Source organism: Robertmurraya dakarensis, assembly GCF_900156875.1.
GTDB classification, from domain to species: domain Bacteria; phylum Bacillota; class Bacilli; order Bacillales; family Cytobacillaceae; genus Robertmurraya; species Robertmurraya dakarensis.
Window position 1 is genome coordinate 400,823 of the sequence record NZ_LT707408.1, and the last position, 25,528, is coordinate 426,350.

A 25,528-nucleotide genomic window follows, 5' to 3' on the forward strand; every position below is an offset into this window, starting at 1 on the left:
TGTAAAACATTCCCCGGCAGTATAGCTGGGGTTTTTCTATTTTACTAGATTCGGAGGGCACATCATGAAAAACTACTTTCAATTTTCCGAGCGTAATACTTCCTTTAAACAGGAAAGTGTAGCGGGAATTACAACCTTTCTTTCAATGGCTTACATTCTAGTTGTAAACCCGGTCATTTTAAGTCAAACGGGGATGGATAAAGGGGCGGTATTCACGGCAACTGCACTTTCTGCCATTATTGGTTCACTGCTAATTGGCTTGATGGCAAATTATCCGATTGGCATTGCTCCTAGTATGGGGATAAATGCCTTTTTTACTTTTACTGTCTGTATTGGTATGAATATACCTTGGGAAACGGCGTTAGCTGGGGTTTTTATTGCTGGAGTATTATTCATGATACTAAGTTTATTAAAAATCCGTGAAAAAATTATTAATGTAATCCCTCAGGATTTAAAATATGCCATTGCTGGAGGAATTGGCTTCTTTGTTGCATTTATAGGTTTGAAAAATGCCGGAATTGTTACTGCAAATGAAGAGACTTTTGTGGCGATAGGAAATCTTAAATCTGCCCCAACATTACTTGCTATTGCTGGATTTATCATAACAATTATTCTATTAAATAAAGGAATAAAGGGCGGTATTTTTTACGGAATGGTGTTGTCGACGATCCTTGGCATGGCATTCGGGATTATTAATGCTCCTCACGCAATCATTGGAAAAATTCCAAGTCTGGAGCCTACTTTCGGGGCTGTCTTTGAAAACCTGGATGACATTTTTACGCCAAAGGTGTTTGCTGTTATTTTTACCTTTTTATTCGTTGCTTTTTTTGATACTGCGGGTGCGCTGATTGCCATTGCCAGCCAGGCAGGTCTAATGAAGAATAACCAGATTCCTAATGCGGGGAAAGCGCTTCTTGCCGACTCTATGTCTACTGTTATTGGAGCTGTTCTGGGTACCTCTACAACTGCTTCAATGGTGGAATCTTCTTCTGGGATTGCAGCTGGCGGCCGGACAGGCTTTACTTCTATCGTAATCTCGGCCTGCTTTATGATTGCTTTATTTTTTTCGCCTGTACTTTCAATTGTAACTCCTGAGGTAACAGCGCCGGCCCTTATCATTGTTGGTGCAATGATGGCGACAGAAATAAGCAGGATTAATTGGAACAACTTGGCCGTAGTCATTCCGAGCTTTATTACGATTATTATGATGCCTTTAACTTACAGTGTTGCTACAGGAATTGCCCTTGGTTTCATTCTGTATCCAATCAGTATGATCGCTATGAAAAGAACAAGGGAAATCCATCCGATTATGTATGTTCTTTGTATAACATTTATTGGATACTTTGTTTATGTTGTTTAATTAGATAAAGAAATAAGGACTCTTAGAAATGAGAGTCCTTTAATTATTGGTTATCTATCTTATAGGAGTGTTTTATTGTAAAAATGGATTAGGAATCAATTCGGAAAGAGTGACAAGTTCTGCTTCTTTTTCATATTTTGGAATATATGTTTTAAGAGCATTTACGACTCTATCTCCAGTAATTCCAACATGCCCAATTGCTATTATTTGCTCGTGCCTTTGTAAATTTATTACAAGTTTAGAAGCCTGGCGGTAGATATGTTGTTCAGAATAAACATGATCAAGAAATAAATCATTTTCTAAATAAGGAACAGACAATTCATTCGCAATTTCCGGAATCACACTGTTTTCTGCTGTTTTACTGTCAAGGTAGTATAGATTACGTTCCTTACAAACCTCTAGAATAATCTTCATGATCCGTTTGTCTTCGGTTACTTTTGAACCCATATGATGATTCATCCCCACTGCATATGGAACACTATCGATCGCACTTTCAATTCTCTTTCTGATTTCCTCATCACTTAAATCGGTAGTGATGGCTCCCGGCCCAAGCCAGCTTTTCTTCCCATGCTTTGGTTCCATAGGCACGTGAACGATCACTTCATGGCCTTTTGCGTGGGCTAATTTAGCGTCTTGTTTAGTAGTAGGTAAGAAAGGCATAACGGCTACAGTTAGCGGGATGGGAAGTTCAAGCATTTCTTCTGTACCCTTCATATCGTTACCGAAATCATCAATTACAATTGCAAGTACTTTTTTGGGGGTTTTTTCTGTTAAGCAATAGCTTTCAGTTGGGAAACTAAACAAGAAAAGGATAAGTACAAGAAGTTTTACTTTCATATTGGCCTCCATTTTTCTTTTTAAGTTATCACTGAAGCTGTCTTTTCATTCAAATTAGGACCATAAAAAAGAATAAGGTAATCCAATAAAAAAGTGTTCACATAATTGTAGATAATCATAAGAAAAAACATAGTTTTATCTGAAAGATAAAATGGTATTATTTTTCTGATAGTACGAGGCTAAATGTAAACAAGGCAATAAAAGTACTATCCTAGCAAACGTGAAAGTAGTGGTAAGCTATGTAAATAATTATTTCGTTTCATAAGTTTCTAAAGTTAGCTATATCATTTCTGATTTACGAAATTTTATTTGAAGGAGGATTTTCAATGGGTCATGATATATCAGGACACAATAAAGCTGGAGAAGAAATTGCTTATGCCCGTTTTAGTATGGGGAATTGGAATGCACGCATACTATACAATTTAATGGATGCAAATGATTACGATGCAGGTGTTAGTGGAACAGGTGAGTGTACTACCTTTTCGATACAACAAATTGAAAAGGCTGTGAATGCATATATGGAGTACTTTAATAGCGGAAACATCCTTTTAGACAGTGATATTCAAAATTTGGATCAAAAGCAAATACGAAATTTTTTACTGAACTGTTTAGCAACAGCCCAAAAAGAAGAGAGTGTAAAAGTGTGTTTTGGCTAATGTGTTTTAATGAATATTCCTTTTTAACATATCTTCCTAATTATCTTTCCATCTCACAAGTCTGCCTTATGAATTGTAATTTATCCCCAAACAATCATTCTTATCGATAAAACTAACACCATTTTGAAAAAATAAAGTAAATAAAAAGCGGATTCGAATAACTGCTCATTTCTCAAATCCGCTTTAAATTTAATTGGTAATGGAAGGCTTCGGCTGGCTTTTATAATAAGGTGCTAATTTAATGACATTTTAAATTCTAAGAAATATTCATTGTACGTTCCTAACAGCTCAAGTCCTAAGTTCTCGTATACTTCTAAGTTACCGCGCATTTCTTCAGGTGGGTAGAAGCGTTCGTCGTTAATGACTTCTTCATCTAATAACTCCCACGCTGCTTTGTTTGGGATAGAGTAACCAACATAGTCTGTATTTTGAGCAGCGACTTCTGCATCCAGCATGAAGTTGATAAATAAATGGGCACCTTCTACGTTCTGTGCTGTTTTTGGAATAACCATGTTATCGAACCAAAGATTAGAACCTTCAGAAGGAACAGCAAAATCAAGCTCTTCGTTTTCCCACATCATGTCAGCTGCCTGCCCAGAGAATGTTAACGATACGGTTGCTTCGTTGTTGATCATCAGTGGTGTGATTTCGTCACCGATTATCGCTTTAACATTGCCGTTTAATCCTTTTAACTTTTCTACTGCTTCACGCAGCTCATTATCATCACGAGAGTTTAAAGAATAGCCTAAACTGTTTAAGCCCATGCCGATGACTTCACGTGCGCCATCTACTAGAAATACTTTATTTTTCAATGCTGGATCCCATAAATCGTCCCAAGAGTCAAACGTAATATGCTCTGGAATGTCGTTTGGATTATACACAATTCCTACTGTTCCCCAGAAATAGGGAATCGAATATCTGTTTTTCGGGTCAAACGGTAAATCTAAAAAATAGGGATCGATATTTTTCAGATTTGGTATTTTCGAATGATCAATCTCAATTAATAAATCTTCTTCAATCATCGTTTCGATCGCATATTCTGAGGGTACTGCGATATCGTACGCTGAACCACCTTGTTTTATTTTCGTTAACATCGCTTCGTTTGAATCAAACGTTTCGTAAATGACAGTAATACCTGTTTCCTCTTCGAATTGGTCAATTAATGCTGGATCGATATATTCACCCCAGTTATATACTGTCAGCACTCCTTCTCCACCTGCTGCGCCTGATGCTTCAAGCTTAGAGGCAGCAAACCAAAGGACACCACATGTTACAACGATTGCCAGCGTCGCATGAATTAGTGATTTCATTGATTACACCTCCCCCGATTTCCTTGTTCGTTTTGTGATGAGGTAGTACATGACTACAATCCCAACTGTAACAACGAACACTAAGCCTGAAATCGCATTTACGGTTAAGGAAATACCAGCACGTGCCATTGAATAGATTTCAACGGATAATGTACTGAAGCCGTTTCCTGTTACGAAAAAAGTTACCGCAAAGTCATCTAATGAATATGTTAATGCCATAAAGAAACCGGCGAAAATACCTGGCTTAATATATGGAAGAATGACGCGAGTTAATACATCTCGGCGATTAGCGCCCAGGTCTAGTGCAGCATCAATTAAATTCGTATTCATTTCAAATAATTTTGGCAATACCATTAATACAACAATTGGAATACTGAAGGCAATATGTGAGATTAATACCGATGTAAAGCCAAGCTGTATACCAACCATAGTAAATAAAATTAAGAAGCTTGCCCCGATTACAACGTCTGGGCTTACGATTAAAATGTTGTTCAACGACAATAGAGTTCTGCGCATTTTCTTGTTACTCATGGAGACGATCCCGATTGCACCAAGCGTACCGATCATGGTAGCGATTAATGCGGAAAGCAAGGCAACGATCGTGGTATTAATTAAGATAACGAGTAAACGGTTATCATTAAATACTGCTTTATAGTGCTCGAGTGTAAAACTTTCGAATGAGCTCATCGTACCGCCGCTATTGAACGAATAAAAAATTAAGTAGAAGATCGGTGCATATAGGATGACAAACACAATCGCTAAATACACTTTAGCTGTAGTAGTTAAATTTGAACGCATTTATGCTCGACCTCCTCTTTTCTTCTTCCTTGTTAACCGCATGCTCGCGAACATAATTAATATTAAAAATACTGCGATGGTTGAACCCATTCCCCAATTTTGTGCCACTAAAAACTGCTGTTCAATCGCCGTACCAAGCGTAATGACTTTGTTTCCAGCAATTAACCGCGTGATCATAAATAGTGATAGGGCAGGAATAAACGTTACCTGAATTCCTGATTTTACACCTTCAATAGTTAGTGGAAAAATGACGCGGCGGAACGTTGTAAACGCTGATGCACCTAGGTCGCGTGCTGCGTAAATTAATGACGGGTTCATTTTGTCCAAAGCGTTAAAAATCGGAATGATCATAAACGGAATAAATATGTATACGGCAACGAACACGAAACTAAAGTCTGTAAATAATATTTGTGTCGGGTCAAAGCCGAACACTTCAATCATGGCATTGACCGGTCCGTATAAACCGAAAATCCCGATAAATGCATACGTTTTTAATAACAAGTTAATCCAAGATGGAATAATGACGAGCATTAACCATAAATGTTTATGCTTCGTTTTCGTTAAAAAGTAAGCGGTAGGATATGCAATTAATAGAGTAAAGAACGTAATTAAAAACGCATACCAAAAACTCGTTAATGTCATCGTTAAATATGCTGGCGTAAAAAAGTTTCTATAGTTTGCGAGAGTGAAATCTCCGTTTAAATCCAGTAGAGAGTAATAAAAAATAAGCCCAATCGGTGCAATAACGAAGAGCACAATCCATAGCAAATACGGAGAGAACGTCGCTTTTGGCTTAAACTTCATTCGTATACGCCTCGATGCGCGCGTCAAATTCTTCTTCCGTTTCATTTAGACGCATAATGTGAATCGCTTCTGGATCGAAATCCAGGCCTACTTGTGCACCTACTTCAGCCTGTTTCAATGAATGAACTAGCCATTCGTTCCCATCTTTGTCATATGTCGATAGCTCGTAATGAACGCCGCGAAATAGCTGTGTATCAACGCGCACCGTAATTTTACCAGCTGCTGGCGTCGTGAGGTGTAAGTCCTCTGGGCGAATGACAACCTCAATTTTTTCATTCTGTTTCATACCACCGTCGACACAGTCAAATACTTTGCCGGCAAACTGTACTTTATAGTCTTCAAGCATAACGCCATCAACGATGTTTGATTCTCCGATAAAGTCTGCAACGAAGCGGTTAATTGGTTCGTCGTAAATATCAACTGGGGTCCCAGATTGTTGGATATTTCCTTCGTTTAAAACGAAAATTTCGTCGCTCATCGCCAATGCTTCCTCTTGGTCGTGCGTAACGAAAATAAACGTTTTGCCAAGGCGTTGCTGTAATTCGCGCAGTTCATACTGCATTTCAGTACGCAGCTTTAAGTCAAGCGCTGATAATGGTTCATCGAGTAAGATCACTTCCGGATCGTTAACGATGGCGCGTGCAATTGCAACACGTTGACGCTGGCCGCCCGACATTTCTGTAATTTCACGATTTTCATAGCCTGCTAAGTTTACAAATTTTAACGCTTCTGCTACACGCGCTTTAATTTCAGCTTCTTTTACTTTTTTAATGCGTAAGCCGAATGCGACGTTTTCAAAAACGTTTAAATGAGGGAATAATGCATAGTCTTGGAATACTGTGTTTACTTGGCGTTCATTTGCCGGCACGTTGTTAACGCGCTTGCTGTTAATAAATACATCGCCTGTTGTCGGTGCTTCAAAACCTGCAATAATACGTAAAATCGTTGTTTTCCCACAGCCTGAAGGACCTAGTAACGTATAAAACTTTCCACGCTCAAGCTCGAAGCTAACACCTTTTAAAACCGTCGTGTTACTATTGTAAGACTTTGTCACGTTATCAAAACGGATAATCGTATCGTTCGCCATACGAAAGCCTCCTATAATTAAAGAATGAGTAGTTACTAGTGTAGTATTGGAACCCCAGTAAAATAACGAGGGATTTTAACAAAGCTTAATTTTATCATGAAGAAAGCTTCTATAATAGATGAAAATTAGAATAATATTCTAACAAACTAAGTAATGCATAATAGAACTATTAATGATAAAGAGTTTTTGTGGATGACTTGTGGGTAACTTGTGGATAAAATAATGATTTATAATAAGTAGAAAACGGCGATTTGAGGATAGTGGATCTGCTATCCTCATACATAAAGGAGTTGAAAGAATAGTCATTATTTAAAATAATAGTCGGCTGCTAGTTTCCAATCCTCTAAAAATAGCGGCCAAAGATTTGGTCTTCTCCTTACTGCTAAAGGATGGTAAGCTACAACAGTTTTGTATCCATTGGTGTCATGAATATTGCCCCGCAACGATTTAACATCCTTTTCGGCACTCTGAAAGAAGGATTGTACGGCGACATTACCGAAACAGAAAATTAATTGAGGCTGTTTTGACTGTAGTTGTTGTTTAAGGTGATCCATGCAGATATTTCTGGTGAGTTCTTTATCATATGCTCGTGTAGGCTTCCTTTTTAATATGTAGGTAACATACAAGTCATCAACTTTTAATCCTACTTCATTGGCAGCGTGTTGAAGTGTCTGTCTTGTTCCGCAAATAAAGGGTTTGTTTTCGCGATCTTCACGAGATCCAGGGTTGTCCAATAAAATAATAATGGGTGCCTCCGGATTTCCTTCACCCCAAACCATTCGTGATCCATGCTTGTCAAGACCGCATTCGCTGCAGCTCTTTAATTGTTCGGGTGTAGGGTCTTCCGGCCATAACGAGGGACAAAAAACTGACAAGGTCTTTTCCTCCTATAAAATGATTGATTATTGACCTTAATATACCCAATAGCATAGGTTAAGTTACTAATTATTTCCCAATAGATGCACCAGTATCAATGATTGCGGCATGTGCTCTGGACATCAGGATTAATTTAAGATAGATTAAAAAAACTAGGTGCTTACATCCGAAGGGAAAGCACAAATATGTAAATAGGAGATTTAACAATGGATAATAACGATATATTAATTCGGCTGCGATATGCGTTGGAAATTAAAAATAAAGAAATGGCAGAGATTTTTAAACTGGGCGGCGTGGAAGTATCAGTCCCAGATGTGGTGAAGATTCTTACGAAGACGAATGAAGATGAATTTGAGGATGACGAACAAATTAAAGTTAATAACAGTATGCTGGATTCCTTTTTAAATGGACTGATTGTTTACAAAAGAGGCCATCAAGATCCGAAACAAGGGCAGTCTCCTACACAGCAACATGCCCCAAATACAGGTGCAAATGTTAATAATCTTCTATTAAAGAAAGTAAAAATAGCCCTGGCATTAACGACAGAAGATATGCTGGATATATTTGATACTGCGGGAATAACGGTAACAAAAGGAGAGCTCGGAGCACTATTAAGAAAAGAAGGACATAAGAATTATAAAGAGTGCGGAGATAAATTCGCTAGAAATTTCTTAAAAGGACTAGCTCTTAAATACAGAGGATAATGGTAGAAAAGAAATATACGGTACTAAGATCCACTAACCTGCATTATGATCTTTTTCTCGAAACATCAGAATTTTGTAGACAATAGGTGGTTGTAAATGATAAAATATTCTTAAAATAATAAACCGATGAGCAAGAGTAGTAGGAATAATGACTTGTACTTAGAGAGCCGCAGCTGGTGAAAAGCGGTTGCAAGAACTATTCTGAATGGACTTGTGAGGGAAGGCTGAACTCTTTTGAAAGTAGGTTCTTACGGGACCCCGTCCGTTATCAGTGGGATGTATATGATTGTATGCATAATGAGTGGACGTTTGACGTCAATTTGGGTGGTACCGCAGAAGTTAAAAGCTTTTGTCCCTTTTTAGAGGGATGAAGGCTTTTTTTATTTTACTTACAAGGAGAATGAAGAGGATGTCAAAAGGAAGATTTGGAATCCATGGCGGACAGTATATTCCAGAAACACTAATGAATGCCGTGATTGAGCTGGAGAATGAGTATAATTTTTATAAAAATGATCCCGAATTTTTAGAGGAGTTTACTAGCTTGTTAAATAAATATGCTGGCCGGCCGTCACTTTTATATTATGCAGAGAAAATGACGGAGGATCTTGGCGGGGCTAAGATCTATCTAAAGCGTGAGGATTTAAATCATACGGGCTCCCATAAAATCAATAATGTGCTTGGTCAAGTGCTGCTTGCAAAGCGTATGGGGAAAACTCGTGTTATTGCTGAGACTGGTGCTGGACAGCATGGTGTTGCTACTGCTACTGCTGCTGCCTTACTTGGATTAGAATGTGAAATTTTTATGGGGAAGGAAGATACTGACAGGCAAGCCCTTAATGTGTACCGAATGGAGCTTCTCGGCGCGAAAGTACATGCTGTCACTAGCGGGACACAAACGTTGAAAGATGCTGTGAACGAAACGATGCGTGAATGGACTCAGCGTGTACACGACACACATTATGTGCTTGGTTCTGTTATGGGGCCGCATCCATTCCCGACAATCGTACGCGATTTTCAAAGTGTAATCAGCCGTGAAATTAAGCAGCAAATGTTAGAAGAAGAAGGAAGATTGCCGGATGCTGTCCTAGCGTGTGTTGGGGGAGGAAGTAATGCTATCGGTTCTTTCTATGAATTTATTGAAGATAAAGAAGTGCGCTTAGTTGGCTGCGAGGCAGCAGGACATGGGGTGCAGACGGAAAAAACAGCGGCAACGATTGCGACCGGAACGTTAGGTATTTTCCATGGAATGAAATCTTATTTCTGTCAAGATGAATACGGTCAGATTGCGCCTGTTCATTCGATTTCAGCAGGACTTGATTATCCAGGAATAGGACCTGAGCATGCTGATCTGCATGATCAAGGAAGAGCTGAATATGTACCAGTGACCGATGATGAAGCCGTTGAAGCATTTGAATATCTTTCTCGTGTAGAAGGAATCATTCCTGCGATTGAAAGTGCCCACGCAGTGGCACATGCGAGGAAACTTGCTCCTGCGATGAGCTCTGATCAAATAATGGTCATTTGTTTATCGGGTAGAGGAGATAAGGACGTTGCAGCGATAGCACGTTACAAAGGAGTGCAAATTTATGAATAAGTTACAGCAAGTATTTTCTGATGGCAAGGCGTTTATCCCGTTTATCACTGCTGGAGATCCTTCATTGGATATAACAGAACGATTGGTTATTGAGATGGCTGAAGCGGGAGCAGATTTAATCGAGCTTGGGATCCCTTTTTCAGATCCAATTGCAGAGGGACCCGTTATTCAAGAAGCGGATTATCGTGCTCTTTCAGCTGGTACGACAACGGATAAAATCTTTGCTATGGTGAAGCGAATCCGGATAAGCAGTACCGTTCCCATTGCATTTATGACATATGTAAATCCGATCTTTACTTATGGAGCAGAGAAGTTTATGAAAAACTGCCAAGAGGCTGGCGTTTGTGCTGTAATTGTTCCTGATCTGCCGTTTGAAGAAAAAGAAGAACTTCTTCCTTTTTGTTCAGAGTATGGTGTAACGCTAATATCCATGATTGCTCCTACTTCAAAGGACCGCATCCGCCTTATCGCTAAGGAAGCAGAAGGATTCATCTATTGTGTATCATCAATGGGAGTGACGGGGGTACGCAAGGAAATTGGGAATGATGTAGAAGAAATGATTAAAATCGTAAAGGAAGTCAAAGACATTCCGTGTGCGATTGGTTTTGGTATTTCAACTCCTGAACAAGCGAACAAAGTGGCTCAGTTTTCAGATGGTGTTATAGTCGGCAGCGCGATTGTCAGGATTGTAGCGCAATATGGTGAGGATTGTGTACCGCATGTAGCTGAGTATGTGCGGAATATGAAGGATGCAATTCGTTAAAAGCAGATGACAAAGATGGTTCCTTATCTCTTAAATAGAAGGGTCTATCTGTGAAATCATAAATAATTTAAAAAGGGTGAGATGATAATGATTAAAGATGTTTTGCAGAAGCTGACAGAGAGAAAAGACCTAACGGAAGAAGAAGCATATAGTTTAATTGTTGCGATTAAAAATGATGAACTAAGTGAAGTACAAATTGCAGGCTTCCAAGTAGCGCTTTTAATGAAGGGACCAACTTTAACAGAAATATCTGCGATTGCACGTGCGATGCGTGATAACTGTATTCCGATCAGACCAAATGTAACAGATGATTGTATGGATACTTGTGGTACTGGCGGCGGGTTGAGTACATTTAATATCTCAACTTCTGTTGCTTTTGTGGCAGCAGCAGCTGGCATTCCGATCGCCAAGCATGGAAGCCGTTCTATCTCTAGTCTGTCAGGAAGTGCTGATGTGCTAGAAGCACTGAATGTTGAAATAAATTTAAGCCCTAAGTCAGTTGAGAAGCTTATAGAAGATATAGGTATTTCATTTCTTTATGCACCACTATACCATCCGGTAATGGGAAAAGTGCTGCCGCCTGAAAAGGATTTAGGCATTAAGACTATTTTCTATACGATTATTGGGCCGCTCATTAACCCTGCGAAAGCAGCCAAGCATGTATTGGGTGTTTATAAGCCTGAATTATTAGATACTGTTTCAGAAGTGGCGCGATCATTAGGCTATAAGCATGCGTTATTTGTACATGGTTTAGATGGTTTGGACGAAATTTCACTGTTAGGAAAAACGAGAATTAATGAATTGAAGAATGGTAATATCACAAGCTATGAAATTGCACCTGAGGATTTCGGGATGTCCCGTTGTACGCTTGATGAAATTTCTACAGGTACACCAGAAGAAAATGCAAATATGATCAGAAATGTTTTTTCAGGAAAAGATGCGGGACCGCGCCGTCAAGCAGTTGTTCTGAACGCGGCAGGTGCATTAATGATCGGAAATAAAGCAGCTACCTTTGCAGAGGGAGTGCAGCTTGCGAATGAAATTATTGATAGCGGTGCTGCACAGAGGAAATTAAATGAACTGATAACTGCTTCAAACGATCTTAAAGTGGTGAACTAAAAATGGACAGAACCTTGCAAACTAGTAAATGCACCACCGTTCTTTGGAAAAAATATCAGTCTGGTATTACTCCGGTTATTCCTGATATTAAATGCAAGTCTCCTGGTGAAGGGGATTTGATGCGTGGAAGAAATCCTGTTGAACTAGCCAAGGTGTTAGCTTCAGCTGGAGCTCCAGTTATTTCCGTAGTGACTGAATCAGAACATTACGGGGGCTCTTTGGAGTTGCTGCAGCAAATTGCCGATGCCGTACCTGTTCCTGTTTTACGAAAGGATTTTATTAAGAATAAGCAGCAATTGCAGGAAAGCGCTGATTATGGAGCAAGCGGAGTGCTGTTAATTTCTTCTATTATGGACAAAGAGACTCTTCATCAACTGATTGATGAAGCTCTGCTGCTAGGCTTAGAACCATTAGTAGAAACGCATAATGAAGATGAGATTTTAGCGATTAAGGAAGCGCAAGTGACCTTTTTGGGGATTAACAATCGTAACATCCTCCAATGGGAATTGGACGATGGAAACGTGAAGAGAACAGAAAAGCTGGCACGCTTCGTACCACCAGATGCATTAGTCTTAAGTGAAAGTTCAATCTTGTCATCTGCTGATGTGACGCGCGCAACATCGGCAGGAGCACATGCCGTGTTAGTTGGAACAGCGATCTTGCAGGCGGAAGATCCGGTAAAAATGTTGAACGAATTAAGTGTTCCGCGGGAGCAATCATTAACATGACCAGGGTGAAAATTTGCGGATTAATGAACGAAAAGGATGTAAATTTATGTGTTCAAGCGGGGGTGCACATGGTTGGATTTGTTGTAGAATACCCGTTGTCTGTTCCGTGGAATTTATCAATCGAAAGAGCGAAGGAGCTTATTCAACAGGTCCCGCCATTTGTTAGCACATGTATAGTAACGGGAGGATCCGTCCAAAAAGTGTTGGATGTAGTCAATAAAGTCTGTCCCGATGTCGTGCAGCTGCATTATAAAGAAAATCTCTCGGAAGTGGGAGAAATTGCATATAGGTTGAAGCTGAAAGGTGTAAAGACCATAAAGGCTTTGCGTATTGATGAAAATGGAAACTGTGATTTTGAAATCAAAGAACCGAATAAGGCGGCGAGTGAACTTTGTAAAACAGGTATTTCAGCAATCTTAGTCGATTCCTATACGGAATCGCTGCCAGGTGGAACAGGTGTAATGGTTAATTTGTCAGCTTTTCAAAAAGTTCAACAAGTAAGCACGTTACCGGTAATCATGGCAGGCGGACTTAACCCCGACAACATAACATCACTTGTTCGGAAAGTAAATCCTTACGCAGTAGACGTTCTGACAGGTGTTGAAGTAAGGCCAAATGAAAAGGACCCAGAGCAGATTGTCCAGTTTGTGAGCGGCTGTCTCTGATATAATAGCTGGATAAAGGAAGACTTTACAGAAAAGCAAGATGTACTTCAGATATAAGATGATGAATAAACTCATTTTTGCCAGTGAACAAATGAAAAAAGACATGCATAAGCTGGTAAAAAGGAGATTTGTATATGAGTCTTATTACGTTTATTCTTACCGCCCTAATTTCCTTAATCATTGGAACTGTTGCTGAAAAATTATCGCCTGTTGGTATGCCAGGCGGGTGGGCTGGGGCGATTGTCGCCGGTTTTATTGGAGCTTGGCTAGGTCCGCTTTTATTCGGGGTATGGGGACCGATGCTGGTGGGCTTTTCATTAGTACCCTCTTTGCTTGGTTCAATTATTGTTGTCATCCTAGCTGGAGTGATTGCCAAGATCTTTGATTAGAAAAATAGAAGACAGCCTTCAAGATTTGCTAATGAAAAATTTCATAATTAGGAGGGATAGACGAGTATTGTGGAGTCTATCCCTTTTTTATATGAAAATACTTCCCTTTAAATTCTATCCCAATTTCCCCACAACTAGATTTAGAGCGGGTCTAAATAATTTCTTTACATATTCATGTATCAGGATTAAAATATAGTCAAATAACTTTCACAATATTGTCAAACTTTTGTAGAAGTTTTGTAACAAATGAAAAGAGGTGTGAATTATGAATGCTTTTTTCTTTGTGACGATTTTGGATTTATTCTTATTCTATTTTGTTAGCTTAAAGGTATCAACGGGTATTGCCATGATTATTTTTTTCATTGCCATTATCACCTTAATTGGAGCAGCTTTTTGGGACTTAAATAAAAGCTCAAATAAAAAGAGAGCAACGCATCTTCGACTTGTAAAATAAATTCTAATTATACGATTCCTTCAAGTGCAATAACTTGAAGGGATTTTTTTGTGTGTTTTTTTGGATAAGGTGAAAGAATTTGTACACAATAGGACTGTGTGTTTCTCTTTTCAATACTATTCAATACATAACTTTTACTTATAAAGGAAGGGGCAAGATAGAAATGGCAGAGAAAACTTTTACAATTATTGATGAAGCGGGGATTCATGCTCGACCGGCAACAAAGCTTGTTCAGGCTGCTGGTAAATTCGAGTCAGATGTGAAGCTAGAATACAATGGCAAAGCAGTTAACTTAAAATCAATTATGGGTGTCATGTCACTAGGAATTGGCAAAGGTGCTGAAATAAAAGTGATTGCGGAAGGATCTGATGAAGAGGATGCCCTTAAAGCATTAGAAGAAAGTTTGAAAACGGAAGGTCTTGCAGAATAATCGAGTTGTCATGAAAGGGGGTTTTGTCCATCAGTAAAGATCATCGTGGAAAAGAAGAAGAAAAGGAAAAGCTTGAAGAAACACTTGAAGCAGCAATTGAAGTTGAAGAGGATTTAATGCGAACATACCTCATTACAGCTGAACGAGTACATGATGATGATGAACTAAAAGAACGCCTAGAAAATTTTGCTGAGGGTAACGCGAAAAGAACAAAACAGCTTATTGATGAAATAAAAGAGCAGTAAAATGTAACTGTGCGGATTCTCGTTAATCCCACAGTTTTTTTCTGTTATGATAGTGATTGTGAGAGATATCTATAATTAAAACCTTAAGGAGAATGAATGATGGATTTGCATTTAAAAGGAAAAAACATTCTTATAACTGGTGGTTCTAAAGGGATAGGAAAAGCGATTGCGGAAGTGTTTGTAGTAGAAGGAGCTGACGTTACCCTTGCTGCGCGAAATATTGATTACTTAGAAGAAGCGAAGGAAGATTTGGGAGGAAAGGTCAAAATCATTCAAACTGATATAACAGAAAAAAGTGAACGTGAAAACTTAATGCGAAAATTTATAGAAAATCAAGGGAGCATTGATGTTCTTATTAATAATGCAGGCGGCAGCAATGGCGGTAAGATTTGTGAAACGTCGATGGACTTATTTTATGAAGCAATGGAATTAAATTATTTTTCTGCTGTTCATTTAAGTAAGCTTGCGGTTGATCATATGAAAAAGAACGGCAGTGGTTCAATCATTAATATAACATCCATTTATGGAAGAGAAAGTGGAGGGAAAGCCACTTATAATAATGCAAAATCTGCACTCATAAGTTTTACAAAATCCTTGGCTGATGAGGTGATTTCTTCGGGAATTCGTGTTAACAGTATCGCTCCTGGAAGTATCCTTCATGAGACAGGGAATTGGATCAAACGAATTGAACAGGATCCAGAAGGAATGGAAAAGTTTGTACAAACCCAAATTCCTGCCGGCCGTTTTGGTAAACCTGAGGAGATAGCGAATGTTGTAGCTTTTCTAGCTTCCGAAAAATCATCATGGATTGTCGGGGCGTCCATTAATGTAGATGGTGGACAATCCAAAATGAACTTTTAGGGAATAAAGGATTGATAGCAAAACACCAGCGGAAACTAAAAGCAGCAATGTATGCTGCGGTCTTTATTCAATAAACGGTAGAGATTACTTCGTGCAAACAGCAATCCCAATAGGATAGTACAAACCATCTCTACCGGAGTCAACAAGGACGCCTCTTTGATAATAAAATTCCTTTTTTGTATAAGAATCAAACAAAGCTTGAAATTCTTGTTCTGTTAATTGATGAATGTGGAAGGGTTCGTTTGTTGGCTTTCCTCTTCCTGAGCCAAAAGGAGTTGAAATAACGAGCTTTCCTCCAGGCTTTAGCATATTAAAAATATTATCGAGAAATTGTTGTTCCTCCTGCACATGTTCAATGGTTTCAAAACTCATGACCAAATCGAACAATCCAAGTTTCTCTGGAAGAGTCGGGTCCGCTGCATCTTCTTGCTTGAATGTTACGAGTGGATGATAATACGCACCCTTTGCATATTGGATTGAATCAGCATCAAGGTCGATTCCAATCACTTCATCAATTTCTTTTTTTGCAGCTTTTGCTACCATCGTACTGCCGAAACCGCTTCCGCAAGCGAAATCTAGAACACGTCCCTTTGCATAGGGGATGGCAAACTGATACCTGGCAAGATGCTCAAGCAGCAGTCCGTTTGTTGGTTTCATTAACTCAGGTATGATCCGTTCTCCCGTAAATTTAATCATTGCCAGCTCCTTCATTTATGATTAGACTAGAACCATTGTTTAACAGAATTTTATCACATACATATTTAAATTTGTAAGTTGAGGGAGCAGAATAAAAAGTCCAGGTGGAAGAAGGACATTAAGTTATAGATTTAATGTGCGTTTTAATAAAATGAATGCAGGAATGTGTTATGGAAATGAAAACTGTTCTGAAGGAAAGTGACATATGAATAATGAAACAAATAGGAGATCTGTCGTAAGTGCATTAATCATCGCAACATTTTTAACGGCCATCGAAGGAACGATTGTCAGCACAGCTATGCCGAAGATTGTAGAGGACCTAGGCGGCAGTCATCTATATACTTGGGTTATATCTGTCTATTTATTAACAACAGTCATAAGTACGCCGATTTTTGGTAAATTGGCAGATTTGTATGGAAGAAAAATTATGTTTATTTTAGGAGTCCTTATTTTTTTAGCGGGGTCTACGCTATCAGGGCTTTCACAATCGATGGAACAGCTCGTTATTTTTCGCGCGATTCAAGGGATAGGTGCTGGAGCACTTACGACGATTCCTTTTACGATTATAGGGGATATATTTACTTATGAACAGCGCGGGAAAATACAGGGATTAATTAGCAGTGTCTGGGGAGTTTCGGGAATTATCGGACCGCTTGCCGGTGGATTTATCGTAGACCAAATCTCTTGGCATTGGATATTCTTTATGAATATTCCTTTTGGCATCGTTTCAATTTTTCTAATTTGGATGTCCCTGCACGAACAGATTGAAAAGAAGAAACATGTCATTGATTATGCAGGAATCTTTACGTTTGCCATTAGTACGACTGCCTTTTTATTTGCGCTTTCGTTATTAAAAGAACAAAAGCAAATGACAGGAACGATACTTACCTTGTTTGTCGTAACGATTATCGGGGTTTTACTATTTCTTTGGATTGAAGCAAAAGGAAGAGAGCCGATGCTGCCGCTTTCTTTATTTGCTGTTCCGATGATTACGATTGCCAATATCGCTGGTTTTTTACTTGGATTTATTTTAATTACGGCAAATTTCTATATTCCTTTATGGGTACAAGGAGTTACCAATCTAAATGCCACTTTATCTGGTGTTACAATGCTTCCGATGTCGGTCGCTTGGTTATGTGGTGCAATTTTATCAGGAAGATGGCTGAGCAAAACAGCTATTGGAAAGGTTACCTTAACTGGAACATTGGTCATTACAGCCGGGTGTCTGGGAATGGTATTCTTCCAGACTGACACCACGATTCCGTGGATGATGGTGGTAACAGCCATAATGGGGTTCGGCTATGGAATTACCTTTACGGCCTTCTCCGTTGCTGTTCAATCTGCTGTTGATTGGAAGATGAGAGGTGCGGCGATGGGGTCACATAATTTAATGAAAAACCTTGGTCAAGCGATTGGGATTGCCGTTTCTGGTTTATGGCTGAGTGATCAGCTAAAGGGGATTGAGCTAGAGACCAGCTTGCATACCATTTTTATTAAATTAGTAGTATTATCACTGTTTGCCTTGGGTGCTTCAGGAATGCTGCTAAGAAAAAAAGCAAAACAATTTTCACCAAAATGAGGCTGCTATGTGAAGCAGCCTTATTTTACTTGAATCCAAGCTATATTAGGGTTATAATTATTCTGAAAAATCAGATATTTAAAATCCGTTGTAGGAGGAATTGATTTGGGGAGATTGTCTGGAAAAGTTGCGATTATTACTGGCGGCGCAGGGGAAATAGGGAAGGTTACGGCTGAAAAGTTTTTAAGTGAAGATTCAAAAGTTGTTTTAATTGATTTGTCTGCAGAATTATTAGAAAAGGCAAAAGCAGACCTAGCACCGTACGGAGAAGTGTTAACGATTGAAGCAGATGTAACAAAAGAAGCTGACGTCGCCAATTATGTTAACAGAGTAATGGAAAAGTGTGGACAGATAGATGTCTTTTTTAATAATGCAGGGATTGAAGGAAAAGTAGCTCCGCTTGTAGAGCAATCTGTTGAGGATTTTGATAAAGTTCTTGCTGTGAATGTGCGCGGAGTGTTTTTGGGATTAAAGTATGTGCTGCCAGTTATGATGAAACAAGGTTCCGGAAGTGTCATCAACACTTCTTCGGTGGCGGGACTACACGGAAGTCCGAATCTCTCGCCGTATATTACTTCCAAACATGCTGTAGTCGGTTTAACAAAAGCAGCAGCTGTTGAAGCTGCCAAGGCAAAAGTACGAGTTAATTCCATTCATCCTTCACCTGTTGATACAAGAATGATGCGTTCAATCGAAACAGGTTTTAGCGCCGATCATGCAGAATTTATCCAAGAAGAATTCACAAAAGCTATCCCGCTTGGACGTTATGCGGAATCAGCTGATGTAGCAAGTTTGGTCTTATTCCTTGCTTCTGATGAAAGCTCCTTTATTACAGGTGTACAGTACCGAGTAGATGGCGGAATGGGATCTCGTTAGATGAAAGGAAACAACTAAGCGGCCGGCTTGGTTGTTTTTTTATGAAGATGGTAGTGGTATAGAATTGATGACTATGTTTAAAATGATAGGTAGCTGCATTTTATAGGAGAGGAGAATTTTAGTTATGTATGAGCAGAAGACTAAAGAAAATGATGCCAGTGTAATAGAGTTTATCGAGAAGGTTGAGAACCCTAAAAAGCGAGGGGATGCTTATCAATTACTAGACATATTTACGGAAGCGTCAGGATACCCTGCTAAGATGTGGGGAGAGAGTATTATTGGGTTTGGGGCGTATCACTATAAATATGCCAGCGGGCATGAAGGTGATGCACCATTGGTTGGATTTTCGCCCCGGAAAGCAAAAATTAGTCTGTACTTTGCTACAGGTGATACAAAAAGAGAGGAACTATTAAATAACTTTGGAAAGCATACTACAGGAAAAGCCTGTGTTTATATCAATAAGTTAGCGGATATTGATGTTGATGTGTTAAAAGCATTAATACTGCAATCAATAGCGTTTTTGAAGGAGACTTATCCGGATTAAAGTAAAAAACACGATATCTCGTTTAAAAAATATCGTGTAAAACGGCAAAACTTCCACTAGCCATTTAAGTATGGCTCCAAGTTCTTTAATACTTCTTTCATTTTATCAGCGTTCTTTTTATACATCTCTTTCGCACTGGTGCTTTCGGTTGATAGTGCAAAGACTTCCAGATCCGCTTGGCATTTTTTAATCATTGCTTTTAAAAGTGGTCTTTGCTGTGGTGACGGGATATTGATTTGGTCATCGTATATATCCACCGTTAAATCACCGTATGAATCTACTTGACCTAAGAAGACATTTTCTAAGGTGACACCGAGTTTTTCAAGCTCCGTACTAAGCCATCTTCGGTCTTTTCCGGATGCTGTCATAGCATCATTGATGATTTCTCCGTCCATGATAATGGTTTGCGGTACCTTTTCGTTAGCTGTTTTGAGTTGAAGATCTTTAGGAGTTAGCGGCCTACTTTCCTTTTTTAACAGAGCGGATATGTCGCCGCTTGGTTCCAACATGGCAAATTCCACATCTGCAACATTAAAGATATCTTTTTTTCGAAGCAAACTTTGAATTTCATCTAGTGAATACATTTCTTTTTTTAAATTATCTTCCATAATCTTGCCGTCTTTAATAATAATGGTCCCCTTGCCTTCAACAGCATCCCGAAATTTCTTGCTTTTCAATGAGATGAAATCCACTAATAAGGTGATTACAGCAAAGAGGGTTATCGCTAGGACCCCGTGGCCGACATTTCGATTTAATCCCATAATTACTTCTGCAGCGATGCTTCCGATTGTAATACCGGAGACATATTCAAAGAAGGAAATTTCAGAAATCTGCTTTTTTCCTAAAATTTTTGTCATGATAATTAAGACTGCGATAAAAATTAAAGAACGTATAACAATTTCAGCAACATCTGGCATTCATTTCACCTCTTGCCTAAGAATTCTTATATTGTGGTTCTTCTAATTTCATCTCTCTGGAACGATTTTGGAGATCATTTTTGACTTCGCCCATAATCAGCATTGATTCATGAAAAGCATTTTGAGCATTGTGGTCTTGAGACTGCAAGGCTAACGTTGATAATTGTGCTTCAATTCCTTTTATAGTAGACAAACATTGTTTTACATTAGAAAATGTAGTCATTTTTTCAGCCCCTGATTTTAGAATATGTCATTCATTTAACAGAGTCGTTTGTTAAGCAGCAAAAGGTTGGCGTTAAGCCAACCAGACCTGAGCCTATTGCTTATACTGAGGCTCTTCCTGTTCAATTTCTTGGAGTCTTGGAGTGATGCTGTCTATAATGGCTTGTGTTTGTTTGGCGGCATCTTGATATAGCTGCTTAGCGGATTGATTTTCTGTTCCTAGGGCAAAGGTCTCTAAGCTAGCTTGAGCGCTTTTTAATCCCGCAATCGTTTGTTTTACTTGTGTTCCAACTGTCATAATTAAATCCTTCTTTCGATTTTTTTGTATGTGTATTACGGACTATATTTTTTCAAAAACCTTGAAAGTATATGTATGCTAAAAGTAGTAGGTTGCTGGAAATTTTTAAAAGACCTTTCTTTCCTATTGCCCCAAATTACCACAAATAAAATTGTTAACGCAGATTAAAAATAGAATGAATGAAATAGAAAATCGCAAAGGAGCAGCAGGCGGATGAGAGGTTATGTTCTTTCTATATGGAGTTTACTTGATCCCATTTATTTTCATTGCTCACGGTTAACATTCCCGCCCCGTGTTGGAACGGAGAACTCTATATTAAGGATCAGAATTACCAAATATAAAGGCCGTAATACAACCCTTTCAGATGGAACGACCATCCAAAAGAATGACCTGATGGTAAAAATACATCTACATAATGTCAAACTATTAAAGGAATTAAAAGAAATCAAAAGTGAAATTAAAAAAGGGAAAATGATCTATCGTTATGTACAAAAGTCGCTTCCGGGGGTTGAAGCATACATTCGAAATTCCCCATATGCAAATGAGATCAAAGGAATTATTGGGATTACTTTACTAAGTAAAGGCTGTGAACGGTTAGGATTTGAAATTATAGAGATCACCCATCCAATTTACAAGTGGTTTAAGAGAATGGCTTTTTTGCCAATTGGAATTTTATCTAGTCCGAAATCTTCTATTTGGCAGATGTTAAAGGAACAATGCCCTCACTATTTAATGATGTCTACTAATAAACTAAGTGATATATATAAAGTGAAATAAAAAAAGAAAAAGCTGCTCAAACAACAGCTTTTTCTTATATAACATTTTTCTTTTTCTGGCTCGCAGCCTTAAGTGCAAGCGTATGAATGGTAATCTCAGGTCTGCTTCCAACACGGATATTAACACCTGTTTGTCCCAGGCCTTCGTTAATGTAAAACGGCTTTCCATCTTGCATATGCAGACCTTTAATGACATTCATTCTGGCAAGTTTCCCCATTTTTGCAAGATGATATGCTTTTGGATAACAGATCTGACCACCGTGAAAATGTCCAGAAAGCAAATAATCAAAATGATGCTTTTTCATATGAAGAACAATATTAGGGTCATGAGTTAAGACTAAGTTCGTCCCATACTTAATTTCCTTATAAGCTTCTTCTATGTTACTGCGGTTTGTACTAAAATCATCAATGCCAATAATATTGACAGCTCTTCCATGAACTACAATGGTATCATTTTCATTTTGCAGCACTTTAACCTGATGGCTCTCTAGTGTTTCAATCAATGTTTCTAGGTTGCTCCCACGTAAAACATAATCATGGTTTCCTAGAACAGCATAAATTCCATATTTGGGCTGTAGTTGATTTAGTACCTTTAAATAAGGAACAAGTCTAGGAATCGTTCTTTTACGATCTAAAAAGTCTCCGGTAATCGCAATTAAGTCGATAGGTTCTGCACTTAACTTATCATAAAGCTCTTCGGGCGAAATTGAAATGTTTTCGAGATGAAGGTCGGATAACTGAAGTATTTTTAATGCAGGTGCGTGTCCGTAAGAATCATTAATATTAACTCTATTAATCACAATATCTTTTGTGTTCTTATATGCTTTTAAAATCAAATAAAACAAAGTAATGGCTAGTAATAAAAAGAATAAACTTTTCACATTATCACCTCACTTAAGTGATTATACATGAAAAGTGATGGGAGTTTTACAAGTAATAGATGGGAAAAACCCCATGGGTGTTCTTTCCATTTTTTATTATGGAAAATGAGGAAGAGGGTGCATCATGGAAAAGCAAACAAAAAAAGTATTGTTTCTGCCTTTTTTACAAATTCCATCAGGACATCATCAGGTCGCGAGTGCTTTAATGGATGGTATCACGGATCGTATCCCTCATATTCTTTGTGAAAAAGTAGATATATTATCTTATAGCTACGGGAAAATAGAGAGTCTCGTCTCGGCTGTTTACTTAAAATGGATACATCGCTTTCCTCAGCTTTATAACTTCATTTATAAAATATCCGTTTTTAAAAATATTGAGGAAAGCAAGCGTTATTTGCTCTATGAACTCTTATTTTTATTTTTTATAAAGAGGCTGATCCAAGAAAAAAAACCGGATCTAATCATATGTACCCATGCTTTGCCGGCATACATGGTCAATTGCTTAAAAAAGAAAAAGTTGTTAGAGGTACCAGTGATTAATGTGTACACAGATTTTTTTATCCATCGTTTTTGGGGGATAGAACATATTGATTATCATTTTATTCCTACTAAGAGTTGGAGAAGTTTTTTAAATAAGAAAGGCATTCCTAATGAGAGGATCTTTAATACAAGTATTCCTATTCATTCTAAAATTAAAAAAGTAGAAAAATTTCCTACCCATAGCAATAAGCCATTATCAATTTTAATCTCTGGGGGAAATATGGGTGCGGGTTCACTGGAGGAGTTAATTGAGAAATTAAAAAAGACCCAGCATAAATATCATTTGCTTTTTTATGTGTTATGTGGAAAAAATACAAAATTATACGAAAAACTCGCTGTACAGAAATTGCATAATATCATTCCTTTACCTTATATCGATTGCCGTCAGAAAATGAATAAGCTCTATGAAAGCATTGATGCTGTTTTAACAAAGCCCGGAGGAGTCACCATTAGTGAATGTCTTTTTAAAAGAAAACCTATTATGGTTTACGATGCATTACCAGGGCAGGAGCAAATCAATCTTAACCAATTAAAAGAATTAGGTCTCGTTTTTCACCTTAATAAGGACAAAATACCGGAATCTATTTATTCTATCTTGCAGGATCAACACGCTATCGAACAATTTCATGACCATTTATCGGATTTTCACGATAATCTTGATCCGGGAGAACCAGCAGACTTAATCGTTAAGTTATTAGGAGAAAAAGATTGATGAAAATAAAACACCCGGCTCAATTTATGGCCGGGTTGTTTTGATATAAAGGGGGTGGGAGAAAAGATTCACAGTCAAACTTTTAGGGGTTAAAGTTTAGTTGTGAGTTACTTTATGAATTAAATATATCATGTCATTTTTGAATCATCAATGATTTGTGATTCGTTTCACAAAGTTGTCAAATTTGTTTGTGGTTAGCAATATTGAAGGGTGTTAATAGATGAACCTAGTAGATATATATTTTTTTAAAAAGGATGTATAAGAGAGTAGTGGATTGGGAATCATATAACTAAGAAGGTTTAGGAGGGGAATCTTATGTTAGTGAAAGATCAAAAAACATTAATAGAGAGTTTTATAGAGGAAGATCGTTTTAATATAAACCATTATGTAACATATCTGCTTGATCAGTCGGGAAAACTAAATAAAGCGAAAAATGAAAAGCTTCCGGTACTGTAGTAGAGAAAAAAGATTTACTTTAAAATAAAACCAAAAGGTGTTATATTAATAAACATAACCGATTGGTGTTATATTTTTAAAGAAGAGGAGTTCTACAACATGAGTGAGAAAAATGTGCATGATATTAAGCAAACGATTATGATACAAGCGCCCATCCAAAAGGTTTGGGAGAAAGTATCCAGTTCGGAAGGCATTGAAAAATGGTTTATGCCAAATGATTTTAAACCAATAGTAGGGCATGAATTTCATTTGCAGTCTCCTTTTGGACCTTCACCCTGCAAAGTCCTGGAGGTGGAGGAGCCGACTAAAATCTCCTTTTCATGGGATACAGATGGCTGGATTGTTACTTTCCTGCTTGCTGATGTAGAAGGAAAGACAGAATTTACTCTTATCCACAGCGGCTGGAAGTACTCTGATGAGATCGTTCCAAAAGCAAATGAAAAGGTTACAATCATTCGCGACCGCATGAATGACGGGTGGGAAAAAATCGTTGGTGAGCTTAAAAAGGTTGTTGAGCAGTAGTGTCAGCGGTTAGGCATGATGTATTTCAGGCAATTGCTGACCCGACTCGCAGGGAGCTTCTTCGATTGCTTTCGAGAGAGGAAATGCCAATTGCCAAGATTGCCTCCCATTTTAGTGTAAGCCGGACAGCAATCGTAAAGCATCTGCAGATCCTTTCAGATGCCAAGTTGGTTATTGGGCGCAAGGAAGGAAGAGAAAGACTATATAGCTTACAGCCTGAACCTCTAGAAGAGGTAAAGCAGTGGCTGACTTATTATGAACAGTTTTGGAATAATAAATTAACCATGCTGAAGTATATAGCTGAAAATGATCAAGAGAATTCATAAGTAACCAGAGGCCGATTATCCATTTCGGCCTCTTTATTATTTTTGGCTGCAATTTTTTACCTTTTTCGAGGAATGATAAAGCCATTTTCAATGTTATTAAATCCGATATGAGGGTAATAATTCATGGCGATAGGGGAGGCAAGAAGGATTAACGCTGTTTCCTCGCCGATTTCCTCTTGCAGTTGTTGAATTAGTTTTTTTCCAATCCCGTTCTTTTGATAGTCCTTATCCACAGCTAAATCTGATAAATAGCAGCAGTAGCTGTAATCGGTAAGGGCTCTTGCAACTCCAATTAATTTCTCCCCTGCCCAAGCAGCAAGGAGGATATCGGCATGATCGATCATTTGTTGAAGACGAGGTAAATCATGAACAGGTCTACGTATTCCTGATGCTTGAAATACTTGTGCAAGCTCCTCTGCTTGAATTTTACTCTTCTTTTGATATGTTATTAAGCTGGTTTTTTCCAAGGGTATCTTCTCCTTTTAATAAAATTCTTTTATCTA

The 25,528-nt window shown here is 38.3% G+C and carries 33 protein-coding genes and 1 other annotated feature; of the genes, 21 read left to right on the forward strand and 12 right to left on the reverse strand.

All coding sequences use genetic code 11. The annotated features are described in order from the left end of the window. Positions 1 to 64: 64 nt before the first annotated feature. Positions 65 to 1,360, forward strand: coding sequence for an NCS2 family permease (locus CZ487_RS02970; RefSeq protein ID WP_077210756.1), 1,296 nt, complete (start codon positions 65 to 67; stop codon positions 1,358 to 1,360). A gap of 72 nt (positions 1,361 to 1,432) precedes the next feature. Here the strand turns inward: CZ487_RS02970 and CZ487_RS02975 are convergent, their stop codons facing one another. Next, complete coding sequence (locus CZ487_RS02975; RefSeq protein ID WP_077210757.1) at positions 1,433 to 2,197, reverse strand: divergent polysaccharide deacetylase family protein; 765 nt, start codon at positions 2,195 to 2,197, stop codon at positions 1,433 to 1,435. 326 nt (positions 2,198 to 2,523) lie between these two features. Between CZ487_RS02975 and CZ487_RS02980 the strand changes: the two genes are divergently transcribed. Continuing rightward, on the forward strand, positions 2,524 to 2,853 hold the full coding sequence (locus tag CZ487_RS02980) for a hypothetical protein (RefSeq protein WP_077210758.1): 330 nt from the start codon (positions 2,524 to 2,526) through the stop codon (positions 2,851 to 2,853). Between the two features lie 233 nt (positions 2,854 to 3,086). Here CZ487_RS02980 and CZ487_RS02985 read toward each other — a convergent pair whose 3' ends face one another. The 5 genes from CZ487_RS02985 to CZ487_RS03005 form a co-directional block, all read right to left on the reverse strand. After that, complete coding sequence (locus tag CZ487_RS02985; RefSeq protein ID WP_077210759.1) at positions 3,087 to 4,163, reverse strand: ABC transporter substrate-binding protein; 1,077 nt, start codon at positions 4,161 to 4,163, stop codon at positions 3,087 to 3,089. 3 nt (positions 4,164 to 4,166) lie between these two features. Continuing rightward, complete coding sequence (locus CZ487_RS02990; protein ID WP_077210760.1) at positions 4,167 to 4,961, reverse strand: ABC transporter permease; 795 nt, start codon at positions 4,959 to 4,961, stop codon at positions 4,167 to 4,169. Then, positions 4,962 to 5,765, reverse strand: a complete 804-nt coding sequence (locus CZ487_RS02995; protein WP_077210761.1) for an ABC transporter permease — start codon at positions 5,763 to 5,765, stop codon at positions 4,962 to 4,964. After that, complete coding sequence (locus CZ487_RS03000; RefSeq protein ID WP_077210762.1) at positions 5,755 to 6,852, reverse strand: ABC transporter ATP-binding protein; 1,098 nt, start codon at positions 6,850 to 6,852, stop codon at positions 5,755 to 5,757. The genes CZ487_RS02995 and CZ487_RS03000 overlap by 11 nt, the downstream gene beginning before the upstream one ends. Before the next feature lie 305 nt (positions 6,853 to 7,157). Beyond that, positions 7,158 to 7,727: a uracil-DNA glycosylase gene (locus CZ487_RS03005; RefSeq protein WP_077210763.1), complete on the reverse strand. Its 570-nt coding sequence runs from the start codon at positions 7,725 to 7,727 to the stop codon at positions 7,158 to 7,160. A gap of 207 nt (positions 7,728 to 7,934) precedes the next feature. Here CZ487_RS03005 and CZ487_RS03010 point away from each other — a divergent pair, with 207 nt between their 5' ends. From CZ487_RS03010 to CZ487_RS03060, 11 genes are all read left to right on the forward strand, one after another. Next, on the forward strand, positions 7,935 to 8,432 hold the full coding sequence (locus CZ487_RS03010) for a YehS family protein (protein ID WP_077210764.1): 498 nt from the start codon (positions 7,935 to 7,937) through the stop codon (positions 8,430 to 8,432). Between the two features lie 117 nt (positions 8,433 to 8,549). After that, positions 8,550 to 8,792: a binding site (T-box leader), on the forward strand. 49 nt (positions 8,793 to 8,841) lie between these two features. After that, positions 8,842 to 10,026, forward strand: a complete 1,185-nt coding sequence (gene trpB / locus CZ487_RS03015; protein ID WP_077210765.1) for a tryptophan synthase subunit beta — start codon at positions 8,842 to 8,844, stop codon at positions 10,024 to 10,026. Further along, positions 10,019 to 10,789: a tryptophan synthase subunit alpha gene (trpA, locus tag CZ487_RS03020; RefSeq protein WP_077210766.1), complete on the forward strand. Its 771-nt coding sequence runs from the start codon at positions 10,019 to 10,021 to the stop codon at positions 10,787 to 10,789. Before trpB ends, trpA begins: the two co-directional genes overlap by 8 nt. An 87-nt stretch (positions 10,790 to 10,876) precedes the next feature. Further along, on the forward strand, positions 10,877 to 11,908 hold the full coding sequence (gene trpD / locus CZ487_RS03025; RefSeq protein ID WP_077210767.1) for an anthranilate phosphoribosyltransferase: 1,032 nt from the start codon (positions 10,877 to 10,879) through the stop codon (positions 11,906 to 11,908). Positions 11,909 to 11,910: 2 nt separating this feature from the next. Then, positions 11,911 to 12,636, forward strand: a complete 726-nt coding sequence (locus CZ487_RS03030) for an indole-3-glycerol-phosphate synthase (RefSeq protein WP_084783113.1) — start codon at positions 11,911 to 11,913, stop codon at positions 12,634 to 12,636. Continuing rightward, positions 12,633 to 13,301, forward strand: a complete 669-nt coding sequence (locus CZ487_RS03035) for a phosphoribosylanthranilate isomerase (RefSeq protein WP_077210768.1) — start codon at positions 12,633 to 12,635, stop codon at positions 13,299 to 13,301. Before CZ487_RS03030 ends, CZ487_RS03035 begins: the two co-directional genes overlap by 4 nt. Positions 13,302 to 13,435: 134 nt before the next feature. Next, positions 13,436 to 13,690, forward strand: a complete 255-nt coding sequence (locus CZ487_RS03040) for a GlsB/YeaQ/YmgE family stress response membrane protein (RefSeq protein WP_077210769.1) — start codon at positions 13,436 to 13,438, stop codon at positions 13,688 to 13,690. A 265-nt stretch (positions 13,691 to 13,955) separates the two neighbouring features. Further along, on the forward strand, positions 13,956 to 14,144 hold the full coding sequence (locus tag CZ487_RS03045) for a hypothetical protein (protein WP_077210770.1): 189 nt from the start codon (positions 13,956 to 13,958) through the stop codon (positions 14,142 to 14,144). Positions 14,145 to 14,307: 163 nt separating this feature from the next. Continuing rightward, a complete protein-coding gene (locus CZ487_RS03050) occupies positions 14,308 to 14,574 on the forward strand; it encodes a phosphocarrier protein HPr (protein ID WP_077210771.1) in 267 nt (88 codons plus the stop codon). A 23-nt stretch (positions 14,575 to 14,597) separates the two neighbouring features. After that, complete coding sequence (locus CZ487_RS03055; RefSeq protein WP_237562790.1) at positions 14,598 to 14,819, forward strand: hypothetical protein; 222 nt, start codon at positions 14,598 to 14,600, stop codon at positions 14,817 to 14,819. A gap of 99 nt (positions 14,820 to 14,918) precedes the next feature. Next, the gene (locus CZ487_RS03060) at positions 14,919 to 15,680 is read left to right on the forward strand and encodes an SDR family NAD(P)-dependent oxidoreductase (RefSeq protein ID WP_077210772.1); all 762 of its coding nucleotides are present in this window, start codon (positions 14,919 to 14,921) and stop codon (positions 15,678 to 15,680) included. Between the two features lie 84 nt (positions 15,681 to 15,764). On the opposite strand, the gene CZ487_RS03065 is transcribed toward CZ487_RS03060, so the two are convergent. After that, complete coding sequence (locus tag CZ487_RS03065; RefSeq protein ID WP_077210773.1) at positions 15,765 to 16,376, reverse strand: class I SAM-dependent methyltransferase; 612 nt, start codon at positions 16,374 to 16,376, stop codon at positions 15,765 to 15,767. A gap of 205 nt (positions 16,377 to 16,581) precedes the next feature. On the opposite strand from CZ487_RS03065, the gene CZ487_RS03070 reads away from it, so the two are divergent. The 3 genes from CZ487_RS03070 to CZ487_RS03080 all read left to right on the forward strand — a co-directional run bounded on the left by CZ487_RS03070 (position 16,582) and on the right by CZ487_RS03080 (position 19,375). Continuing rightward, positions 16,582 to 17,955, forward strand: a complete 1,374-nt coding sequence (locus tag CZ487_RS03070) for an MDR family MFS transporter (protein WP_077210774.1) — start codon at positions 16,582 to 16,584, stop codon at positions 17,953 to 17,955. A 105-nt stretch (positions 17,956 to 18,060) separates the two neighbouring features. Beyond that, entirely contained in the window at positions 18,061 to 18,831 is a 771-nt protein-coding gene (locus tag CZ487_RS03075) for an SDR family NAD(P)-dependent oxidoreductase (RefSeq protein WP_077210775.1), read from the forward strand. 124 nt (positions 18,832 to 18,955) lie between these two features. Then, entirely contained in the window at positions 18,956 to 19,375 is a 420-nt protein-coding gene (locus CZ487_RS03080; RefSeq protein WP_077210776.1) for a DUF1801 domain-containing protein, read from the forward strand. Between the two features lie 56 nt (positions 19,376 to 19,431). Here CZ487_RS03080 and CZ487_RS03085 read toward each other — a convergent pair whose 3' ends face one another. The 3 genes from CZ487_RS03085 to CZ487_RS03095 all read right to left on the reverse strand — a co-directional run bounded on the left by CZ487_RS03085 (position 19,432) and on the right by CZ487_RS03095 (position 20,812). Next, positions 19,432 to 20,292 (reverse strand): DUF421 domain-containing protein, encoded by an 861-nt coding sequence (locus CZ487_RS03085; RefSeq protein WP_077210777.1) that lies wholly within the window; start codon positions 20,290 to 20,292, stop codon positions 19,432 to 19,434. A gap of 16 nt (positions 20,293 to 20,308) precedes the next feature. Beyond that, positions 20,309 to 20,515 carry a DUF1657 domain-containing protein gene (locus CZ487_RS03090; RefSeq protein WP_077210778.1) on the reverse strand — a complete coding sequence of 69 codons (207 nt, stop codon included), beginning with the start codon at positions 20,513 to 20,515 and terminating at the stop codon, positions 20,309 to 20,311. Positions 20,516 to 20,608: 93 nt separating this feature from the next. Further along, positions 20,609 to 20,812: a DUF1657 domain-containing protein gene (locus tag CZ487_RS03095; protein WP_077210779.1), complete on the reverse strand. Its 204-nt coding sequence runs from the start codon at positions 20,810 to 20,812 to the stop codon at positions 20,609 to 20,611. A 213-nt stretch (positions 20,813 to 21,025) separates the two neighbouring features. Here CZ487_RS03095 and CZ487_RS03100 point away from each other — a divergent pair, with 213 nt between their 5' ends. Beyond that, positions 21,026 to 21,589 (forward strand): YkoP family protein, encoded by a 564-nt coding sequence (locus CZ487_RS03100; protein ID WP_077210780.1) that lies wholly within the window; start codon positions 21,026 to 21,028, stop codon positions 21,587 to 21,589. 34 nt (positions 21,590 to 21,623) lie between these two features. On the opposite strand, the gene CZ487_RS03105 is transcribed toward CZ487_RS03100, so the two are convergent. After that, positions 21,624 to 22,469: a metallophosphoesterase gene (locus CZ487_RS03105; RefSeq protein WP_077210781.1), complete on the reverse strand. Its 846-nt coding sequence runs from the start codon at positions 22,467 to 22,469 to the stop codon at positions 21,624 to 21,626. A gap of 124 nt (positions 22,470 to 22,593) precedes the next feature. Here CZ487_RS03105 and CZ487_RS03110 point away from each other — a divergent pair, with 124 nt between their 5' ends. The 4 genes from CZ487_RS03110 to CZ487_RS03120 all read left to right on the forward strand — a co-directional run bounded on the left by CZ487_RS03110 (position 22,594) and on the right by CZ487_RS03120 (position 25,025). Then, a complete protein-coding gene (locus CZ487_RS03110) occupies positions 22,594 to 23,721 on the forward strand; it encodes an MGDG synthase family glycosyltransferase (protein WP_077210782.1) in 1,128 nt (375 codons plus the stop codon). 315 nt (positions 23,722 to 24,036) lie between these two features. Beyond that, the gene (locus tag CZ487_RS26485) at positions 24,037 to 24,177 is read left to right on the forward strand and encodes a hypothetical protein (RefSeq protein WP_154676006.1); all 141 of its coding nucleotides are present in this window, start codon (positions 24,037 to 24,039) and stop codon (positions 24,175 to 24,177) included. A gap of 99 nt (positions 24,178 to 24,276) precedes the next feature. Beyond that, positions 24,277 to 24,699 carry an SRPBCC family protein gene (locus tag CZ487_RS03115; protein WP_077210783.1) on the forward strand — a complete coding sequence of 141 codons (423 nt, stop codon included), beginning with the start codon at positions 24,277 to 24,279 and terminating at the stop codon, positions 24,697 to 24,699. Continuing rightward, positions 24,699 to 25,025, forward strand: coding sequence for an ArsR/SmtB family transcription factor (locus CZ487_RS03120; protein ID WP_077210784.1), 327 nt, complete (start codon positions 24,699 to 24,701; stop codon positions 25,023 to 25,025). The genes CZ487_RS03115 and CZ487_RS03120 overlap by 1 nt, the downstream gene beginning before the upstream one ends. Positions 25,026 to 25,081: 56 nt before the next feature. Here CZ487_RS03120 and CZ487_RS03125 read toward each other — a convergent pair whose 3' ends face one another. Next, entirely contained in the window at positions 25,082 to 25,492 is a 411-nt protein-coding gene (locus CZ487_RS03125) for a GNAT family N-acetyltransferase (RefSeq protein ID WP_077210785.1), read from the reverse strand. Between the last annotated feature and the right edge of the window lie 36 nt (positions 25,493 to 25,528).

Bases quoted from the DNA above. Each gene is read 5' to 3' on its own strand.
- CZ487_RS03050 (WP_077210771.1), top strand. From the start codon at position 14,308: ATGGCAGAGAAAACTTTTACAATTATTGATGAAGCGGGGATTCATGCT.
- CZ487_RS03095 (WP_077210779.1), bottom strand. From the start codon at position 20,812: ATGACAGTTGGAACACAAGTAAAACAAACGATTGCGGGATTAAAAAGC.
- CZ487_RS03045 (WP_077210770.1), top strand. From the start codon at position 13,956: ATGAATGCTTTTTTCTTTGTGACGATTTTGGATTTATTCTTATTCTAT.
- CZ487_RS02985 (WP_077210759.1), bottom strand. From the start codon at position 4,163: ATGAAATCACTAATTCATGCGACGCTGGCAATCGTTGTAACATGTGGT.
- CZ487_RS03085 (WP_077210777.1), bottom strand. From the start codon at position 20,292: ATGCCAGATGTTGCTGAAATTGTTATACGTTCTTTAATTTTTATCGCA.
- CZ487_RS02970 (WP_077210756.1), top strand. From the start codon at position 65: ATGAAAAACTACTTTCAATTTTCCGAGCGTAATACTTCCTTTAAACAG.
- CZ487_RS03000 (WP_077210762.1), bottom strand. From the start codon at position 6,852: ATGGCGAACGATACGATTATCCGTTTTGATAACGTGACAAAGTCTTAC.
- CZ487_RS03080 (WP_077210776.1), top strand. From the start codon at position 18,956: ATGTATGAGCAGAAGACTAAAGAAAATGATGCCAGTGTAATAGAGTTT.
- CZ487_RS26485 (WP_154676006.1), top strand. From the start codon at position 24,037: ATGTTAGTGAAAGATCAAAAAACATTAATAGAGAGTTTTATAGAGGAA.
- CZ487_RS03060 (WP_077210772.1), top strand. From the start codon at position 14,919: ATGGATTTGCATTTAAAAGGAAAAAACATTCTTATAACTGGTGGTTCT.
- CZ487_RS02980 (WP_077210758.1), top strand. From the start codon at position 2,524: ATGGGTCATGATATATCAGGACACAATAAAGCTGGAGAAGAAATTGCT.
- CZ487_RS02995 (WP_077210761.1), bottom strand. From the start codon at position 5,765: ATGAAGTTTAAGCCAAAAGCGACGTTCTCTCCGTATTTGCTATGGATT.
- CZ487_RS03100 (WP_077210780.1), top strand. From the start codon at position 21,026: ATGAGAGGTTATGTTCTTTCTATATGGAGTTTACTTGATCCCATTTAT.
- CZ487_RS03115 (WP_077210783.1), top strand. From the start codon at position 24,277: ATGAGTGAGAAAAATGTGCATGATATTAAGCAAACGATTATGATACAA.
- CZ487_RS02975 (WP_077210757.1), bottom strand. From the start codon at position 2,197: ATGAAAGTAAAACTTCTTGTACTTATCCTTTTCTTGTTTAGTTTCCCA.
- CZ487_RS03010 (WP_077210764.1), top strand. From the start codon at position 7,935: ATGGATAATAACGATATATTAATTCGGCTGCGATATGCGTTGGAAATT.
- CZ487_RS03110 (WP_077210782.1), top strand. From the start codon at position 22,594: ATGGAAAAGCAAACAAAAAAAGTATTGTTTCTGCCTTTTTTACAAATT.
- trpA (WP_077210766.1), top strand. From the start codon at position 10,019: ATGAATAAGTTACAGCAAGTATTTTCTGATGGCAAGGCGTTTATCCCG.
- CZ487_RS03065 (WP_077210773.1), bottom strand. From the start codon at position 16,376: ATGATTAAATTTACGGGAGAACGGATCATACCTGAGTTAATGAAACCA.
- CZ487_RS02990 (WP_077210760.1), bottom strand. From the start codon at position 4,961: ATGCGTTCAAATTTAACTACTACAGCTAAAGTGTATTTAGCGATTGTG.
- trpD (WP_077210767.1), top strand. From the start codon at position 10,877: ATGATTAAAGATGTTTTGCAGAAGCTGACAGAGAGAAAAGACCTAACG.
- CZ487_RS03040 (WP_077210769.1), top strand. From the start codon at position 13,436: ATGAGTCTTATTACGTTTATTCTTACCGCCCTAATTTCCTTAATCATT.
- trpB (WP_077210765.1), top strand. From the start codon at position 8,842: ATGTCAAAAGGAAGATTTGGAATCCATGGCGGACAGTATATTCCAGAA.
- CZ487_RS03090 (WP_077210778.1), bottom strand. From the start codon at position 20,515: ATGACTACATTTTCTAATGTAAAACAATGTTTGTCTACTATAAAAGGA.
- CZ487_RS03035 (WP_077210768.1), top strand. From the start codon at position 12,633: ATGACCAGGGTGAAAATTTGCGGATTAATGAACGAAAAGGATGTAAAT.
- CZ487_RS03030 (WP_084783113.1), top strand. From the start codon at position 11,911: ATGGACAGAACCTTGCAAACTAGTAAATGCACCACCGTTCTTTGGAAA.
- CZ487_RS03070 (WP_077210774.1), top strand. From the start codon at position 16,582: ATGAATAATGAAACAAATAGGAGATCTGTCGTAAGTGCATTAATCATC.